This window comes from Undibacterium sp. Di26W, assembly GCF_049340265.1.
Lineage (GTDB): Bacteria > Pseudomonadota > Gammaproteobacteria > Burkholderiales > Burkholderiaceae_D > Undibacterium.
In genome coordinates, this window is sequence record NZ_JBMPOR010000003.1 from 304,290 (window position 1) to 318,599 (window position 14,310).

The following is a 14,310-nucleotide window of genomic DNA, read 5'->3' on the forward strand; positions in this document are numbered from 1 at the left end:
CATCATTTTGTGAGGCCGTACAGCGTTGCGCTGTACCTGCCATGTTTTGCCTGATCATCAGCACCGCGCCGGTTGGCGTGCGGGCTGTGTCGTCACAAAAGACCTCCAACAATTTTCGCCGCGCTCTTGGACGTTCGGGCTGATTCAGATGGATATCAGCCGTCGTACTCTATGGCGCTTTTTTGCGATCCCTGGTTTGCCAAGGCAAACGCTGTTGAAGATCTTTTGTAGTGCAGGTGAAGAGAATTATCGGGCAAATAGCCATTCTTTGCAATCGATTGCAAAGGCGCGCTGCAATAAATGACTGCAATGTTTCTTGATGGGAAATTTGAAGTGCCAGGCAGATAATGATGTGCTTTGCCAACGCAAAGGATTGCGTACTATGAAGGCCCGTCTTAAATGGATGCAGTAAATAGTGACCAGAGGCGAACGCATTCCCATGCTGATCAAGTGTATTTTTGCTGCAACAGGAGATATCTTTTCCATTGCAATTACTGCGATGCACAAACGATAGGCATGAGTTTTTTGATGGATTTTTGTAGGAATGCTTCAGTCATGAATTCATATTATGCAATCGGTTGTAATTTAACAGGGGCTAGCATCACCGGACTGGTATACAACAAGCAGTGCTTTTTAATTCTGACATTACCAGTTAGAGAGTGGTCTTGATTGTGCGAAGATGGTTTGTACAGCACGCAAATGAAAATGTTTGTGCTTTACGCCGACATAGTGACTCGGTCGGATCTGGTAGCGGCCTTGTACCGGGGGCGACTGGCAGATTCCTATATGGGGTGATGGCAGTAGCAAATTGACGAAATAAAAAAAGTTGAAATTATTTTTTCCGGAAGTGTAAGTAATCTTAAATTGGCCCGACTGATGGTGGAGTTCTGCTTGTTGATGCTGGCTTGCCAGGCAAGTGAAGAACTTTATCCTTGATGTAACCACTTTCAATTACTTAATCAATTACTTAAATGAACGGAGAAAAACCATGAAAAAATCTATCCAAACCGGTGCCCTGATCGCTGCTGCCGCTGCCACTATGGCTTTGTCTGGCTACGCCATTGCTGCTACCAGCAGCTTGAGCGCGGGTGACAAGATCCACTGCTCTGGCATCAATAGCTGCAAAGGTACCAGCGATTGCAAAACAGCAGAAAACGCTTGCAAGGGCCAAAACTCATGCAAAGGCCATGGCTTTGTTGGTACGACAGCAGGCCAGTGCCTGGCCAAAGGCGGCAAGATCATTGATCTGGATAAATAAATCCTGATGGCTTGACGCAATGCGTTAATCAGGTGATTAACGCATTGTCCTTCCCTGTTTTACTTGCAGATTCCTATGACGATCTCAACCACACCCGCCAGTGCTGCTGCTTTTGCCGGTTTTGGCCTGGGGCTGCGTACCGACCATTATCTATCCATACTGGCAGACAAGCCGGCAGTGGACTGGTTTGAAATCCTGTCTGAAAATTATATGGTGCCCGGTGGCAAACCATTGGCTATGCTCGATGCCATTCGTGCTGATTATCCAGTGGTCATGCATGGCGTATCGATGTCGATAGGGTCGCCGCAAGGCCCGACACCAGAGTATTTGCGTGACCTGAAGAATTTAATGAACCGGGTAGCACCGATGTGGGTATCCGATCATATTTGCTGGACTGGTGTGCATGGCAAGAACATGCATGACCTGTTCCCCTTGCCCTACAACGAAGAAACCATCAAGCTGGTGGTGAATAACGTGCGCCGGGTGCAAGACGTACTGGGCCGCAGGCTGGTGCTGGAAAATGTATCCAGCTACCTGCAATACAGTAGTGACAGCATGCCAGAATGGGAATTTGTTGCCGCCATTGCCGAACAGGCTGACAGCATGATCTTGCTGGATGTGAACAATATCTACGTCAGCAGTATCAACCATGGTTTTGATGCCGGCGACTACCTGCGCGGCATCCCTCTACACCGTGTGCAGCAAATACATCTGGCCGGTCATAGTGATCATGGTACGCATATTGTTGATACCCATGATCAGCCAGTGGCCGATCCCGTATGGGATTTATATGCACAGGCGATACACCGATTTGGTGCGGTCGCCAGCATGATAGAGCGCGACGATAATATGCCGCCGCTGGCAGAACTGGTGGCTGAACTGGACCAGGCACGTGCCATCAGCGCCAGTGTCTGCGCTGGCAGAGCGCTTCCTGCCAAAACTGCCAAAGCTATTGAAGTTTCCGAAGTTGCCGAAGAAGACGTTCGATGATGAAGCTTATCCACGACACCCACGACACCCAGGCGCTGCAAACGGCTTTCCAGGAATTTATCCTGGGCCAGCGTGATGCTGCCAGCATGCATGTGCACCTGGCCGTTACACCTGGCCTGGGCCATGATGCCCGTCTTGATATTTACTACCAGGCGTATCGCCTGCGCCTGCGCGATGCTTTGTCAGAAGCTTATGGAAAAACCCATAGCTATCTGGGGGACGATCTGTTTTACCAGGCTTGCGCTGCCTATATAGATGCCCATCCTTCTACCTATCGCAATTTGCGCTGGTTTGGTGAGCAGTTTGCCGCTTTGTTGCGTCAGCAGTTTCCTGAACATCCGCAAGTGGCTGAACTGGCACAGTTTGAATGGACACTGGGGTGTGCTTTTGATGCCCCGGATCATGCCATCCTCCAACTGACTGATTTGGGTAAGGTCAGTGATTGGGAAACCGTGGGCTTGCGCACCAGCAGCTCATTGCAATTCATCGATATGCACTGGAATAGTGTTGCCATATGGCTGGCATTGAACGAAGACAAATCACCACCAGAGCCGGTTTCCACAGACGTGGCTGTGACCTGGGTGGTTTGGCGTAAGCAATTACAGGCGCATTTCAGATCCCTGGTCACTGAAGAGACTGAAGCTCTGCGCCAACTGGGACAAGGCCAGCGTTTTGCTGATGTATGTGAACGTGCCGCCGAAAATAATCCACAGCTACAAAACGATATTGGTGGCTGGCTGCATACCTGGGTAGTGGATGAAATGCTGGCAGAGGTGGTGCAAGAATAAGTCCGCGCCGCAGGATGGACAGTCACAAGGCAAAGCGGACGTAGTGGCGATACCTATCCATTACGTGCTGCTGGCCCTTACCATCAATTCGGTCGGCAATAGCTGTGCCTGGCTGTCCCCATCCTCTATCAGCTTTAGCAAGGCATCGACCAGGGCCAGGCCAGCCTGTGCCATAGGCTGACGTATGGTGCTCAGAGGCGGGTGGAAATAACGTGCCAGTTCTATATCGTCATAGCCTACTACCGCTACTTCATCCGGTACCAGGTAATCATTGTCGCGCAGGCTGTTGATACTGGTCATGGCCAGTAAATCGCTACAGGCAAACAGAGCATCGAAAGGAACTTTGCGGCTGCACAGTTCTGCCACGGCCAGCTTGCCACCTTCTTCTATGAAAGAAGCGGGTACTACCAGCCGGTCATCCAGCGCTATCTGATATTGTGCCAATGCCTTGCAATAACCTTCATAACGCTGTGCCACTTCGGGTAATTGTGTGTCGCCAAAAAAGGCAATATGCTTGCGGCCGCTTTGTATCAGATGTTCAGTTGCCTTTTGGCCGCCGGTGACATTGTCGCTACCTACCGTCACGTACAATTGTTGTGGCAATTGCGCACCCCAGACCACGATGGGCACATGGCGTGCCGCCAGCTGGTTCAATTGATCATGGTGGCGCCACTGGCCGATTAAAATCACGCCCAGTACACGGCCAGTATCAAAAATCTGTGCAGCATTGTCCAGATGTTCTGCATCGATACGCGATAACAGCATGTCGAAGCCACGGTCAGTCAGTGCATCGGCCAGGCTGCCCAGTATGCCCAGAAAAAAAGGATCGGACAGATGCTGGCGGGTTTCCGAATCAAAGGGCACCACCACGGCGATGGTGCGGGTTTGCTTCAGGCGCAGATTACGGGCATCGATATTGATGGAATATTTGAGTGAGCGTGCCAGTTCGGCAATGCGTTGACGGGTTTCATCATTGACCAGGCTGCTGCCACTTAGTGCACGTGATACCGTGGATGTGGATACCCCGGCCAGACGGGCGATATCGGCCATCTGCAAACGGCGCTGCTCTTTGCTGGCGGACCTGGATGTGTCTGCGATGTCCGTCTTGGCTTTCATCTTATTATTCTTGGTTGGAATGGGTGGGCTGAATCAATTGATAAGTCTCATTATAAAACTGAAAGCAGTCAGAACGGAAACTATGCGAGTCTGCAAAAAATTTGCCCTTCAAACCGCTGCCTAACGCTCGGACCTGATTCCCTGCTGCACGCGCCACTCCTTCAACAAAGCCTGACGCGATCGCGGATAAGTCTGGTCTGCTACCTGCAGGTTCAGGATGCGGTCAGTGCGAAAATGTCTGAAGTCATTACGCAATTCACACCAGGCGACGATGACGCGCAGGCTGTCGAAGAAAGCCAGGGCACACGGCCAGATAGTGCGCTCGCTGGCTTTACCGGTTTCATCCTGGTATTCCAGCACGAGTTTATGTTGCTTGCGTATGGACAGACGTATCTGGCGCAATTGTTCGTCATTACCCGGGTTCTTGCTGCAGGGGCCGATCAGCAGGCCGCTGGTTTCCAGTTCCAGTCTGGCTTCTGCTGGCAAGACCGATGCAATTTTTGCCAGTGCGTCACGGGCGGCCAGCGCCAGTTTATGGTCAGCTTGTTGTGCCACCCAGCGTGAACCCAGGGCAATCGCCGCAATTTCTTCTTCCGTGAACATCAGTGGCGGTAGCGTGAAGCCCGGTTGCAAGAGATAACCCATGCCCGCTTCGCCGGCAATTTTTGCGCCCTGGTTTTGCAGGGTAGCGATATCGCGGTACAGACTGCGCAGACTGATACCCAGTTCTTGTGACAACACTGCACCGCTGACAGGATAGCGATGCCTGCGCAGGATTTGCATCAGTTGCAATAGACGTTCAGTGCGCGACATGCGGATACTCAATTGTTGTTGGGGGCATGGCAATCCATCTGTCAGTGGTAATTTATGTAATTTTACCTTGCTGATCGATACAGGGCAGCTTCGAGCCTTGGTATGTACTGCATTGCAGCAACTTCGTCAGCATAGTCTTACGCAAGTATCGTCTTAATCCGATTTTGTTCTTTGGTGCTGACGACTACAATATAAATATGGACGCAGGGCGAAAAATAATTACGCAAGAAAATCAGACATGGGGAATTGACGATGCCACAAGCTGCCTGGAGCGCAAAAAGAGAGCGCCAGTTTAAACATATCAAGGATAGCTTGGTAAAAAGCGGTCGTAAGCCTGGTTTACCTACAGAAATTGCTGCGCGTACCGTTAACAAAGAAAGGGCGCAGCATGGTGAAAGCCTGGAAGCGAGCAAGACTTCTCTGCAGGATATGCCTGCAGGAAGGAGGGGCGGACTTCATTCGCATAGTGGACCAGCCGGACGCACTTATGCGCAGCTATACCAGGAAGCACGCAAGAAAAATATCAAGGGGCGCGCAAGTATGAACAAGGCGGCTCTGGAGCAGGCGGTAGATAAGGGTAAGGGCTAAGGATTGCAGGCATGTGAAGGTGCAAGATAATGGCAAAAATAATACTTTAATCCAAGGTACTGCTAACTGTGGGGCCGCAAACAACAGAATTGGTTTCGCGTAAGTTCTGCTATAGATCAATCTTTACATGGCTAAGATCATGATAATCATAGGCATCAATAAAGCACCGGCACAACAATGGCTGCGCGTCGCATTGCGGACGGCCAAGGCAGCGGCAGAAGCCAATGAAGTCGAATGGGAATACGCCCATATCAGGATAGAGTTACCGCAAGGCCGTTCATATTCCAAGTTGCCAGGACATATGAACTTGGTGGAGAATTAACAGCAACAAGCGCTATCTGGCAGGAAGAAGATCATGCATACACCGCAACTCATTTTGTATGGAGTATTGGCGATGGTTTTGCTGACTTCATTTTTTGGGAAGAGATGATCATGAGCGCCCATTATTCAGCCTTGATCGTTTGCAGCTTGTTGATGTATGCACAAGCTACCTGTGCACAAGAAGTAAAACAGCCCGCCAGCGCAGAAGGATTAGAGCAGCAAAATGAAGTGGGAAAAAACCTGCCTGCAGATCGGTGGATAGCCAATAGGGCAGGCGACGCAAACCCGGTGAACGGGAAACCGGCACTGGGACCGCAGCAAGCCACTGCTGACGCTGAATTGGACGGTTTCCCGGTACCCTCTGCTTCTGGCGCACGGCTTCCAGGCAGGACAGGAAACACGCAGGCCGCGAATGGGCAAGACTTGTATGCGCGCGTCACGAAAGAGTATTACAGTCAGTCTGCCAGTCTCCCAAGCAAGCAGGAAAAACCGGACGCCCTGTCCAGGTTTGGTGTGCGTTATTCTCCGGCTGGCAATGATCATCTATGGCTGGAATACCGCTTCAGCGAAAAAAGCGCAATACGCTTGCGTGGCGCGGCTCACAGAGGTGTAAAGGTGTTGGCGGTCATTGAATATTGATATTCAATATTCAGACTCAGGCAAGAAATCATCAGTCAATTTCTGCTACACCCACCAGTATGTGCAGGCTATTGAAATCCATTATCGATCTTGTACATCGAGCTCAGTCAGGCATGTTCCCATACAGTTTTACCGGGACTCTGACATACCTGATCAGGAAATAACATGAACAGCAGCCTTAAAACTAAGATAGAGCGAACGCCGACCATGCATTACAAGAATTATGATATTTTTGTGATTGCATTTCCACGACCCGATGGCAACTGGTTTGCCAGCGGCGAAGTGCAAAAGTATGGTGCTGATGGGTTGGAAATTGCCCAGCAATTCAGCGGGCCGTTCAAGGCGGGTAGCGAAACCCAGGCCAAACTCGCCGTCATTCGTGATGCCAAACTGAAGATCGATGCCATACTGGCAGAACCGGCTTAGCTTGTTGTAGATCATTCGATCGGCCTGCCACTCCCAACGACCCCAGATGCATGGACCGCCGACATGCAGATACAGGTGTATTTGCTTACTACACCTTCCGCTTCAAATGTTTGTACATTGTGTCAACCATAATTTGCCTGCAGTGTTAGCATTTAAGGCAACATAATAATAATTTGCCAAGACACATCATTCAATCATCAAACAGGACAGCGGAAGATAATGAAAATTATAAAATGGATCGTTATTGTCATCATTGCAGTGCCCTTGGCACTGGTAGCATTTATGTATGCACGCAATAAAATGGTAGGGCCAGCCGGCTGGGCGGAAGACAATACCATCAAACAACTCAAGGGGATGATGAAAGATCCGGATTCCATGGTGATACGTTCTTCTTTTGTTTTACAAAGAACAAATGCCGATGGTAATACCGAAATTTCGGTATGCGGCATTGTGGATGGAAAAAATGCATTTGGCGGTTACGCAGGTGGTACGCGTTTCGTATCCCTGAGTATGGACAATAAAAAAATCAATACCTTTGATACCATTTTCGTCAAAATAGACGAAAGCACGGCATCGGATCGGGCCTTGGCAAAACGCGTGGACAGCGTAACACCATTCGAGCACGCCTACTGGAACGGCAACTGTGTGGATGAGACACATCCCATGTTGGTACGCACGTCGGAAAGTTAAAAACTTGCCAGCCAGATCTGGCAAAAACCGCTAGCCACGGCGGCAAGTAGAGACTGAGAAAAGAGTATCTTGAAATCAGATATGAGATGACAATCAGGGAACTGAAGATACTGTCGTTCTTCTCTATGCCCCCCTCTGTGTCTCCGTGCCTCTGTGTTGGGAGGTCTTGCATTGCTTTAGGACTTATAAGTGCAAAGCCGATAAGTATTAAGCCTGCAACTCCTCAATCAGGCTGATAATTTCTTTACCATAGCTTTCCAGCTTCTTGTCGCCCACGCCCGATATAGCGCGCAGGGCGGTCAGGGTGGCGGGTTGCTGGCGGGCGATTTCGCGCAGGGTGGCGTCGGGAAAGATGACGTAGGCCGGTACATTGTGGGTGCGTGCAGTTTCCACCCGCCACCAGCGCAGTTTGTCAAAAGCGGCCTGGGCAGTGCTGTCAAGGTCGGCTTCGGCATAGTCTTTTGCTGACTGGCGTTTGTGCTTAACGGCTTTTTCTGCTTTTTTGTACTGGCGCAGCTGTACCTTGATTTCACCTCGCAAGACGGCGCGGGAGGTTTCGGTCAGTTTCAGCGAGCTATAATTTTCATAATCTACCGCGACCATGCCCAGCGCGATCAACTGACGCAACAGGGCGCGCCATTCAGCTTCGCTTTTGTCTGATCCTATGCCATAGGTCGATAATTTGTCATGTCGCCATTGCTGTACGCGTTCAGTGTCAATACCGCGCAAGATGTCGATGACATGGCCAGCGGCAAAGCGCTGATCGACACGATATACAGTGGACAGGATTTTCTGCGCCGCGACACTGCCATCAAAAGAGCTGGGGGGGCTGATACAGGTATCGCAATTGCCGCAGGGGCCGGCTTGTTGTCCAAAATACTCAAGGATGTGGGCGCGTCGGCAATTCAGGGTTTCGCATAGCGACAGCATGGCATCCAGTTTGACGCCTTGCACCCGCTTGAAGGTTTCATTGGCTTCGGATTCATCGATCATGCGGCGCTGCTGCACCACATCCTGCAAGCCATAGGCCATCCAGGCATTGGCGCTGGCACCATCGCGACCGGCACGACCGGTTTCCTGGTAATAACCTTCTATGCTTTTTGGCAAATCCAGATGGGCGACAAAGCGCACATCAGGCTTGTCTATACCCATGCCAAAGGCAATGGTGGCACACATGACAATGCCGTCTTCCCGCAAAAAGCGCGCCTGGTTGCGGCTGCGGTCTTGCAAATCCATACCCGCATGATAGGGCAGGGATGAGATACCGTTTTCATTCAGAAATTCAGCTGTCTCCTCAACCTTTTTACGCGACAGGCAATATACGATGCCGGCATCACCGCTGTGCTGGGCATTGATGAAATCCAGCAATTGCTTGCGGCCATTGGCTTTTTCAACGATCTGGTAACGGATGTTGGGGCGGTCAAATGATGACACGAACTGCATCGCGTTTTCCAACTGCAACCTGTGAATGATCTCATCACGGGTTTGCTGGTCTGCCGTGGCGGTCAGAGCAATACGCGGCACATGCGGGAAGCGCTCATGCAGCGCGGATAGTTTGATGTATTCAGGACGGAAATCATGTCCCCATTGCGAGACGCAATGGGCTTCGTCAATTGCAAACAGGGCGATGTTGACGACTTGTAGTAGTTCCAGGCAGCGCTGGGTCAGCAGGCGTTCAGGTGCGATATACACCAGGTCAATATCGCCTTCGCGCATCTTTTTTTCCACTGCCAGGATTTCATCAAAACTCTGGGTGGAATTTAAAAATGCTGCACGCACACCCACCTCGGCCAGGGCATCGACCTGGTCTTGCATCAAGGCAATCAGCGGGGATACAACGATACCAACGCCATCGCGTAGCAGGGCCGGTATCTGATAACACAAAGATTTACCACCCCCTGTGGGCATCAGCACCAGGGCGTCGCCGCCATTGGCAACGTGTTCAACGATCTGGCCCTGTTGCGAGCGAAAGGCCGGATAGCCAAATACAGTCTGCAGTAAATGCAGAGCCTGCTCAACGGTATCGCTGGTGGTATTGCCTGCTTCAGTCACTGCGCTTGTCACCAATTAGTCGGCCCAGGTAATTACGCCAGTGTAGGCGGTAATCAGGATCATGATACCAAAGCCTATGCGGTACCAGGCAAACACATTGAAATTATGCGAGCTGATATAACGCAGCAACCAGCGTACGCAAAAGAAGGCAGAGATAAAAGCTGCAACCGTACCCAGGCTGAACATGGGCAAGTCTGCCATCGACAAGTCTTCACGCGCCTTGTACAGCGAATATACCGTCGCACCCAGCAATGTCGGTATCGCCAGGAAGAACGAAAATTCGGTCGCTGCCTTGCGCGACAAGCCAAACAGCATGCCACCTATGATGGTGGCACCGGAACGGCTGGTGCCGGGGATCAGCGCAAAGGACTGGGCCAGACCTATCTTCAGGGCATCCAGCATGCTCATGTCATCCACGGATTGTATGCGGGCATGGCTGCTGTCATGGCTATCGGCACCCGCGTGTTTGCGTTCAACAAACAGGATGATGACGCCGCCTATGATAAAAGCAAGGGCGACTGGCACAGGGGCAAACAGCACGGCTTTGATTTTTTTGGAAAACAGCAGACCCAGTACGGCTGCTGGTAAAAATGCGACGATCAGATTCAGGGCAAACTTGCGCGCCCTGGCATCACTGGCCAAGCCAGCGACCACGCTGGCAATCTTGGCCCGGTATTCCCAGCACACCGCAAAAATCGCGCCGGCCTGTATCACGATCTCAAACACCTTTATTTTTTCGCCGGTGAAGTTCAGCAAACTGCCGGTCAATATCAGGTGACCAGTAGAAGAGATAGGCAAGAATTCCGTCAAACCTTCGACGATGCCCATGATGATGATTTTGATCGCGATTATGAAGTCCATACGACACTGAAAAGAGGGAAGTTAAGCAGGGAATTGGTCGGCACGAAGCTTAACATGGTGCATGCCTGCCTGCGCAGAAATTTGCCCGTAAATGCCCCATTCAGGGGGCAAATTTATAAAAACATAAGGATAAAGACTTGCCGGATGGCAGTTCCTTGCACTCAAGGTTCTGTATTTCGGTACTTTTCTGAATTTCATTGCTCCCCCGTTAGCAATCGCGATACTTTGGCATTGTCCTTGGTCGTATCTGTATTCATGCCTTTATTCCTGTCTTTATTTTATTAAGCGCTTATCACCCATGTTCAGGCTGTCACAACAATCCATCTCTTTTTGCCGGTATGGCTTTATTGCCAGCCTGCTGCCGGGATTGATTGCCTGCACCACCGCCATGCCCGCGCAGCCATCACAGGCAAGCACCGGCCCTGAAAAGATGGAGCAGGTGTTTGCTGAGTATCGCAGTAGCCAGGTGGAAGTATTGGTGGTGAGGCAGCAGTTTCTATGGCAGTTCCCGGATGCAGATCAACATCTGGCCCAGTTTGCTCACCACATCACGGTTGATGGCACGGTGCCGGTGCGTTTGCAGGAATTTGTCATCAATTATCACAACCCCCGCCTTCTGTCGCCAGCATCTTCAGCTTTAGCAGGCAATGCCAGCGCCATGATGCAGATCAGCAGAAATGGTGAGTTCCTGTTGCGTGAAGTTATATCGCCGATATTTACCGGTGAGCAAAGGTATCGTTTGCTGGAGGTAGCCAAACTCAAGGTCGGAACCGAAGCCTATGTGCTGACAGTCGCCAATCGTTCTTTGCGACAGCCCATGTGGCTGGCGATTTTTGGCATGGATGGCCATGCCGTGTATCGCATAGGTCTACCCCATGGCACCTGGCAATTTACTGAGCATGCCGATGGTATTTCCATGGTGGATACCTCTGGTTCTGGCAGACGGTTGGTGATCCGGCCTGCACCGCAATGACAGGCCTGGCCAGAACATCGCAGCGCCTATGGAGTTTTTGGCCATCAGGCATGCCGTTGGTCAATATGAGTTTGAAAGTGTGCGCGGGTGTTTGTTTGAGTGCCTGCCTGAGTGCCTGCTTTATACCTTTGCCCATTATTGGTGGCGGCGTGGCGGGTGCAGGACGAGATAGTGATGCAGTGAGAAATGAAGCCTGGAATTACCCAGAATTTAAGGAGATGCATGTGCAGACCGAAATGACCAAGGATAGCGTGCCCAGGCAGTCACGCACAGACCGTAATAATTACTTCGCCGACTTTGAAGATCATGTCCATATCCGGCGCAGCACACCAACCCGGCTGGGTTCCTACGAATTTAATTTCGTACGTTCCGGCACTGACAATGGCTTCCTGATACAGGTTCACAATGATGGCTTGCGGGTCTTGCTGGAACGCATACCGTCGGCCTTTTATATGGGCGACCTGCAAGCCAGCCAGGTAAAGATAGCTGGGCGCGAATATCTTTTGCTGGCGGCTAATTCGCGTACTAGTACGCATCGCATGTGGCTGGGTATTTTCCGGCCAAACGGCAGTAAGTTATACGCCGCCAGCCTGGAACAGTCGGTGAGACGCATCCTTCAGACTGAGGATGGCGTTTCGCTGTTCTTTTCGAGTGGTGATTCGATGCGTATCAAGATATAGCTTGTTTTAATTCCTGTTCCTTCAGCATCCTTGCAGCTTGCAAGCTGCAAGGATGCGTGGGCGGGATTCTTGTGCCCATCGGATTTTGAATCGCCAGAACGCAAGCCATTTATTACCCAAAGCAGGTCACTATCAAAACTCTTCCCAGTCATCACTGGATGGTGACGCCGGCTTTTTCTTCGCTGTGGATGCTTGCAATCTGGCTGGTTGTGCGGCGGCGCGCTGTACTGCAGGTGGGCGTCCGGCTGCAGTTGCGCGTGCCGGTTGCCGTGCCTGGGTGAGCGGTTCCCGGACCGGGGCGATGATATTGAACTGCGAGACTAGATCCGACAACTTGGCGGCCTGGTCGCGCATGCTTTCTGCTGCGGCCGCCGCCTCTTCAACCAGTGCTGCATTTTGCTGCGTCATTTCATCCATCTGGGTGACGGCCAGGTTGACTTGCTCAATACCGGCGCTCTGTTCCTGACTGGCAGCGGTGATTTCACTCATGATATCGGCCACATGCTGGACGCTGGTGACAATTTCCTGCATGGTTTTGCCAGCAGTATCAACCAGCTTGCTGCCATGCTCGACCTTGCCGACAGAATCATCGATCAGGTGTTTGATTTCCTTGGCGGCAGAGGCACTGCGCTGCGCCAGATTACGCACTTCAGTCGCTACCACAGCAAAACCACGACCCTGCTCACCGGCACGGGCTGCTTCCACCGCCGCATTCAGTGCCAGGATATTGGTCTGGAAGGCGATCCCATCAATCACCGAGATAATATCGACGATCTTGTTCGAGCTTTCCTTGATGGAACCCATGGTGGTAACCACTTGCCCAACCACTTCACCGCCTTTGACAGCGACGCCGGATGCCGATATTACCAATTGATTTGCCTGGCGTGCATTGTCAGCGTTCTGTTTGACGGTAGATGTCAGTTCTTCCATCGACGAGGCAGTTTCTTCCAGCGAGCTTGCCTGTGATTCAGTACGGGATGACAGGTCGGCATTACCAGTGGCAATTTCAGCCGCCGCCACACTGATGGTTTCGGTACCATGACGCACTTCGCCTATGACGCCACTTAAACCGGTGTTGATGCCGTTGATGGCATGCATCATCTTGCCGATTTCATCATTGCGTTGAATGTGAATGATGTCGCTCAAGTCGCCTTGTGCCATTTTTTCTGCCACGGCGGTCGCTTTGGCCAGTGGTCTGGTAATCGATGCCGCCATCATCCAGGCGCAGATGACTGATAGCAGGGCGGCGATCAGCGACAGCACGATCAGCAGTATTTTGCTGGACTGATAAGTCTGCTGGATTTCTGCCGAAGTATCGTCGATCTGCTTGCGCTGCATGGTCAGCATGGCTTCGATTTTTTTGATGTACATCGCAGAAGCCGGAAGAAATTCTTTTTCCAGAGCAGTATTGGCTTCATCTACCTTGTCTTCTTTTTTCAGGGTGATGACCTTGTTGCGCGTATTCAGATAAGCTTGCCGCTGTTCACCAATTTCCTTGAAGAGCGCAATTTCATCCGGACTTTGCATGTGTTCTGCAATGGCTTTTTGCAAAAGGCCGGATGCCTTGGTAGATTCTTCCTGTTCCGTCGCAAAAAAACTCGCCAGTGAAGGGTCGCTGCTTTTTGCAATGGCCGTGGTACGGCGCACCCCGGTGTGTATATTGCGATACCAGTCACTGATCAGGCGTTCGGTCGTCAACGGGTCCTTCAGCAAATTGTCGGTTGATGCCGCAACCGCATTAAGCTTGAAAATAGCAATAACGGTGGTGACAAAAAACAGCGCAAGGATGAGGGCAAAACCTAAGCCTAACCTTTTGCCCACTGAAAGGTGTTTGAGTTGAGAGATCATAGATTTTCTATTTATGTCGGGAGACAAGTTGAAAATGCAGACAAAGGCGTCACAAATAAGTCTACACTTGGATGGGGTGGAAATATATTTCCAAGCGGAAATTATACGCAAAAAACGACTGATTTATCTCAATAAATTCAGATTATTTTCACGTATGCCGTGCTCTTTCACCTCATTTCACCAATAAACAGCTTATGGTTGCGGTCTTTTTGCAAGACATGGCATGCAGACCGTAACCATGCCGATCAGCCTGCTTGGGTCGCTTGT

The 14,310-nt window shown here is 51.0% G+C and carries 15 protein-coding genes; 10 read left to right on the top strand and 5 right to left on the bottom strand.

The features are described 5' to 3' along the window. Positions 1 to 988: 988 nt before the first annotated feature. The 3 genes from ACO0LM_RS05705 to ACO0LM_RS05715 all read left to right on the top strand — a co-directional run bounded on the left by ACO0LM_RS05705 (position 989) and on the right by ACO0LM_RS05715 (position 3,036). Positions 989 to 1,258 (top strand): hypothetical protein, encoded by a 270-nt coding sequence (locus ACO0LM_RS05705; RefSeq protein ID WP_422987652.1) that lies wholly within the window; start codon positions 989 to 991, stop codon positions 1,256 to 1,258. Positions 1,259 to 1,333: 75 nt separating this feature from the next. Further along, positions 1,334 to 2,248 carry a DUF692 domain-containing protein gene (locus ACO0LM_RS05710; protein ID WP_423035098.1) on the top strand — a complete coding sequence of 305 codons (915 nt, stop codon included), beginning with the start codon at positions 1,334 to 1,336 and terminating at the stop codon, positions 2,246 to 2,248. After that, entirely contained in the window at positions 2,245 to 3,036 is a 792-nt protein-coding gene (locus ACO0LM_RS05715) for a putative DNA-binding domain-containing protein (RefSeq protein ID WP_423035100.1), read from the top strand. The genes ACO0LM_RS05710 and ACO0LM_RS05715 overlap by 4 nt, the downstream gene beginning before the upstream one ends. Before the next feature lie 60 nt (positions 3,037 to 3,096). Here ACO0LM_RS05715 and ACO0LM_RS05720 read toward each other — a convergent pair whose 3' ends face one another. Together ACO0LM_RS05720 and ACO0LM_RS05725 are read right to left on the bottom strand one after the other, a co-directional pair. Beyond that, entirely contained in the window at positions 3,097 to 4,152 is a 1,056-nt protein-coding gene (locus tag ACO0LM_RS05720) for a LacI family DNA-binding transcriptional regulator (RefSeq protein ID WP_422987655.1), read from the bottom strand. A gap of 120 nt (positions 4,153 to 4,272) precedes the next feature. Then, on the bottom strand, positions 4,273 to 4,965 hold the full coding sequence (locus ACO0LM_RS05725; RefSeq protein WP_422987656.1) for a helix-turn-helix transcriptional regulator: 693 nt from the start codon (positions 4,963 to 4,965) through the stop codon (positions 4,273 to 4,275). 252 nt (positions 4,966 to 5,217) lie between these two features. On the opposite strand from ACO0LM_RS05725, the gene ACO0LM_RS05730 reads away from it, so the two are divergent. The 5 genes from ACO0LM_RS05730 (at position 5,218) to ACO0LM_RS05750 (ending at position 7,629) form a co-directional block, all read left to right on the top strand. Then, positions 5,218 to 5,553 carry a plasmid stabilization protein gene (locus ACO0LM_RS05730; protein WP_423035102.1) on the top strand — a complete coding sequence of 112 codons (336 nt, stop codon included), beginning with the start codon at positions 5,218 to 5,220 and terminating at the stop codon, positions 5,551 to 5,553. Between the two features lie 139 nt (positions 5,554 to 5,692). Further along, entirely contained in the window at positions 5,693 to 5,875 is a 183-nt protein-coding gene (locus ACO0LM_RS05735) for a hypothetical protein (protein WP_422987658.1), read from the top strand. 110 nt (positions 5,876 to 5,985) lie between these two features. After that, positions 5,986 to 6,513: a hypothetical protein gene (locus ACO0LM_RS05740; protein ID WP_422987659.1), complete on the top strand. Its 528-nt coding sequence runs from the start codon at positions 5,986 to 5,988 to the stop codon at positions 6,511 to 6,513. A 165-nt stretch (positions 6,514 to 6,678) separates the two neighbouring features. Continuing rightward, complete coding sequence (locus ACO0LM_RS05745) at positions 6,679 to 6,939, top strand: hypothetical protein (protein WP_422987660.1); 261 nt, start codon at positions 6,679 to 6,681, stop codon at positions 6,937 to 6,939. Between the two features lie 219 nt (positions 6,940 to 7,158). Beyond that, the gene (locus ACO0LM_RS05750) at positions 7,159 to 7,629 is read left to right on the top strand and encodes a hypothetical protein (RefSeq protein ID WP_423035104.1); all 471 of its coding nucleotides are present in this window, start codon (positions 7,159 to 7,161) and stop codon (positions 7,627 to 7,629) included. Positions 7,630 to 7,836: 207 nt separating this feature from the next. Here the strand turns inward: ACO0LM_RS05750 and recQ are convergent, their stop codons facing one another. Together recQ and ACO0LM_RS05760 are read right to left on the bottom strand one after the other, a co-directional pair. Next, positions 7,837 to 9,681, bottom strand: coding sequence for a DNA helicase RecQ (gene recQ / locus ACO0LM_RS05755; RefSeq protein WP_423035106.1), 1,845 nt, complete (start codon positions 9,679 to 9,681; stop codon positions 7,837 to 7,839). Between the two features lie 15 nt (positions 9,682 to 9,696). Further along, entirely contained in the window at positions 9,697 to 10,542 is an 846-nt protein-coding gene (locus ACO0LM_RS05760) for an undecaprenyl-diphosphate phosphatase (RefSeq protein WP_423035108.1), read from the bottom strand. 298 nt (positions 10,543 to 10,840) lie between these two features. Between ACO0LM_RS05760 and ACO0LM_RS05765 the strand changes: the two genes are divergently transcribed. Both ACO0LM_RS05765 and ACO0LM_RS05770 read left to right on the top strand, forming a co-directional pair. Then, on the top strand, positions 10,841 to 11,515 hold the full coding sequence (locus tag ACO0LM_RS05765) for a hypothetical protein (RefSeq protein WP_423035110.1): 675 nt from the start codon (positions 10,841 to 10,843) through the stop codon (positions 11,513 to 11,515). Positions 11,516 to 11,565: 50 nt separating this feature from the next. Next, a complete protein-coding gene (locus ACO0LM_RS05770) occupies positions 11,566 to 12,195 on the top strand; it encodes a hypothetical protein (protein ID WP_423035112.1) in 630 nt (209 codons plus the stop codon). 132 nt (positions 12,196 to 12,327) lie between these two features. Here the strand turns inward: ACO0LM_RS05770 and ACO0LM_RS05775 are convergent, their stop codons facing one another. Next, positions 12,328 to 14,043: a methyl-accepting chemotaxis protein gene (locus ACO0LM_RS05775; RefSeq protein WP_423035114.1), complete on the bottom strand. Its 1,716-nt coding sequence runs from the start codon at positions 14,041 to 14,043 to the stop codon at positions 12,328 to 12,330. Positions 14,044 to 14,310 lie beyond the last annotated feature (267 nt).

What these genes read in the sequence shown, in the direction of transcription:
- ACO0LM_RS05740 (WP_422987659.1), top strand. Translation starts at nt 5,986, where the DNA reads ATGAGCGCCCATTATTCAGCCTTGATCGTTTGCAGCTTGTTGATGTAT.
- ACO0LM_RS05720 (WP_422987655.1), bottom strand. Translation starts at nt 4,152, where the DNA reads ATGAAAGCCAAGACGGACATCGCAGACACATCCAGGTCCGCCAGCAAA.
- ACO0LM_RS05735 (WP_422987658.1), top strand. Translation starts at nt 5,693, where the DNA reads ATGATAATCATAGGCATCAATAAAGCACCGGCACAACAATGGCTGCGC.
- ACO0LM_RS05705 (WP_422987652.1), top strand. Translation starts at nt 989, where the DNA reads ATGAAAAAATCTATCCAAACCGGTGCCCTGATCGCTGCTGCCGCTGCC.
- ACO0LM_RS05765 (WP_423035110.1), top strand. Translation starts at nt 10,841, where the DNA reads ATGTTCAGGCTGTCACAACAATCCATCTCTTTTTGCCGGTATGGCTTT.
- ACO0LM_RS05770 (WP_423035112.1), top strand. Translation starts at nt 11,566, where the DNA reads ATGCCGTTGGTCAATATGAGTTTGAAAGTGTGCGCGGGTGTTTGTTTG.
- ACO0LM_RS05750 (WP_423035104.1), top strand. Translation starts at nt 7,159, where the DNA reads ATGAAAATTATAAAATGGATCGTTATTGTCATCATTGCAGTGCCCTTG.
- ACO0LM_RS05730 (WP_423035102.1), top strand. Translation starts at nt 5,218, where the DNA reads ATGCCACAAGCTGCCTGGAGCGCAAAAAGAGAGCGCCAGTTTAAACAT.
- ACO0LM_RS05715 (WP_423035100.1), top strand. Translation starts at nt 2,245, where the DNA reads ATGATGAAGCTTATCCACGACACCCACGACACCCAGGCGCTGCAAACG.
- ACO0LM_RS05725 (WP_422987656.1), bottom strand. Translation starts at nt 4,965, where the DNA reads ATGTCGCGCACTGAACGTCTATTGCAACTGATGCAAATCCTGCGCAGG.
- ACO0LM_RS05775 (WP_423035114.1), bottom strand. Translation starts at nt 14,043, where the DNA reads ATGATCTCTCAACTCAAACACCTTTCAGTGGGCAAAAGGTTAGGCTTA.
- ACO0LM_RS05760 (WP_423035108.1), bottom strand. Translation starts at nt 10,542, where the DNA reads ATGGACTTCATAATCGCGATCAAAATCATCATCATGGGCATCGTCGAA.
- ACO0LM_RS05745 (WP_422987660.1), top strand. Translation starts at nt 6,679, where the DNA reads ATGAACAGCAGCCTTAAAACTAAGATAGAGCGAACGCCGACCATGCAT.
- ACO0LM_RS05710 (WP_423035098.1), top strand. Translation starts at nt 1,334, where the DNA reads ATGACGATCTCAACCACACCCGCCAGTGCTGCTGCTTTTGCCGGTTTT.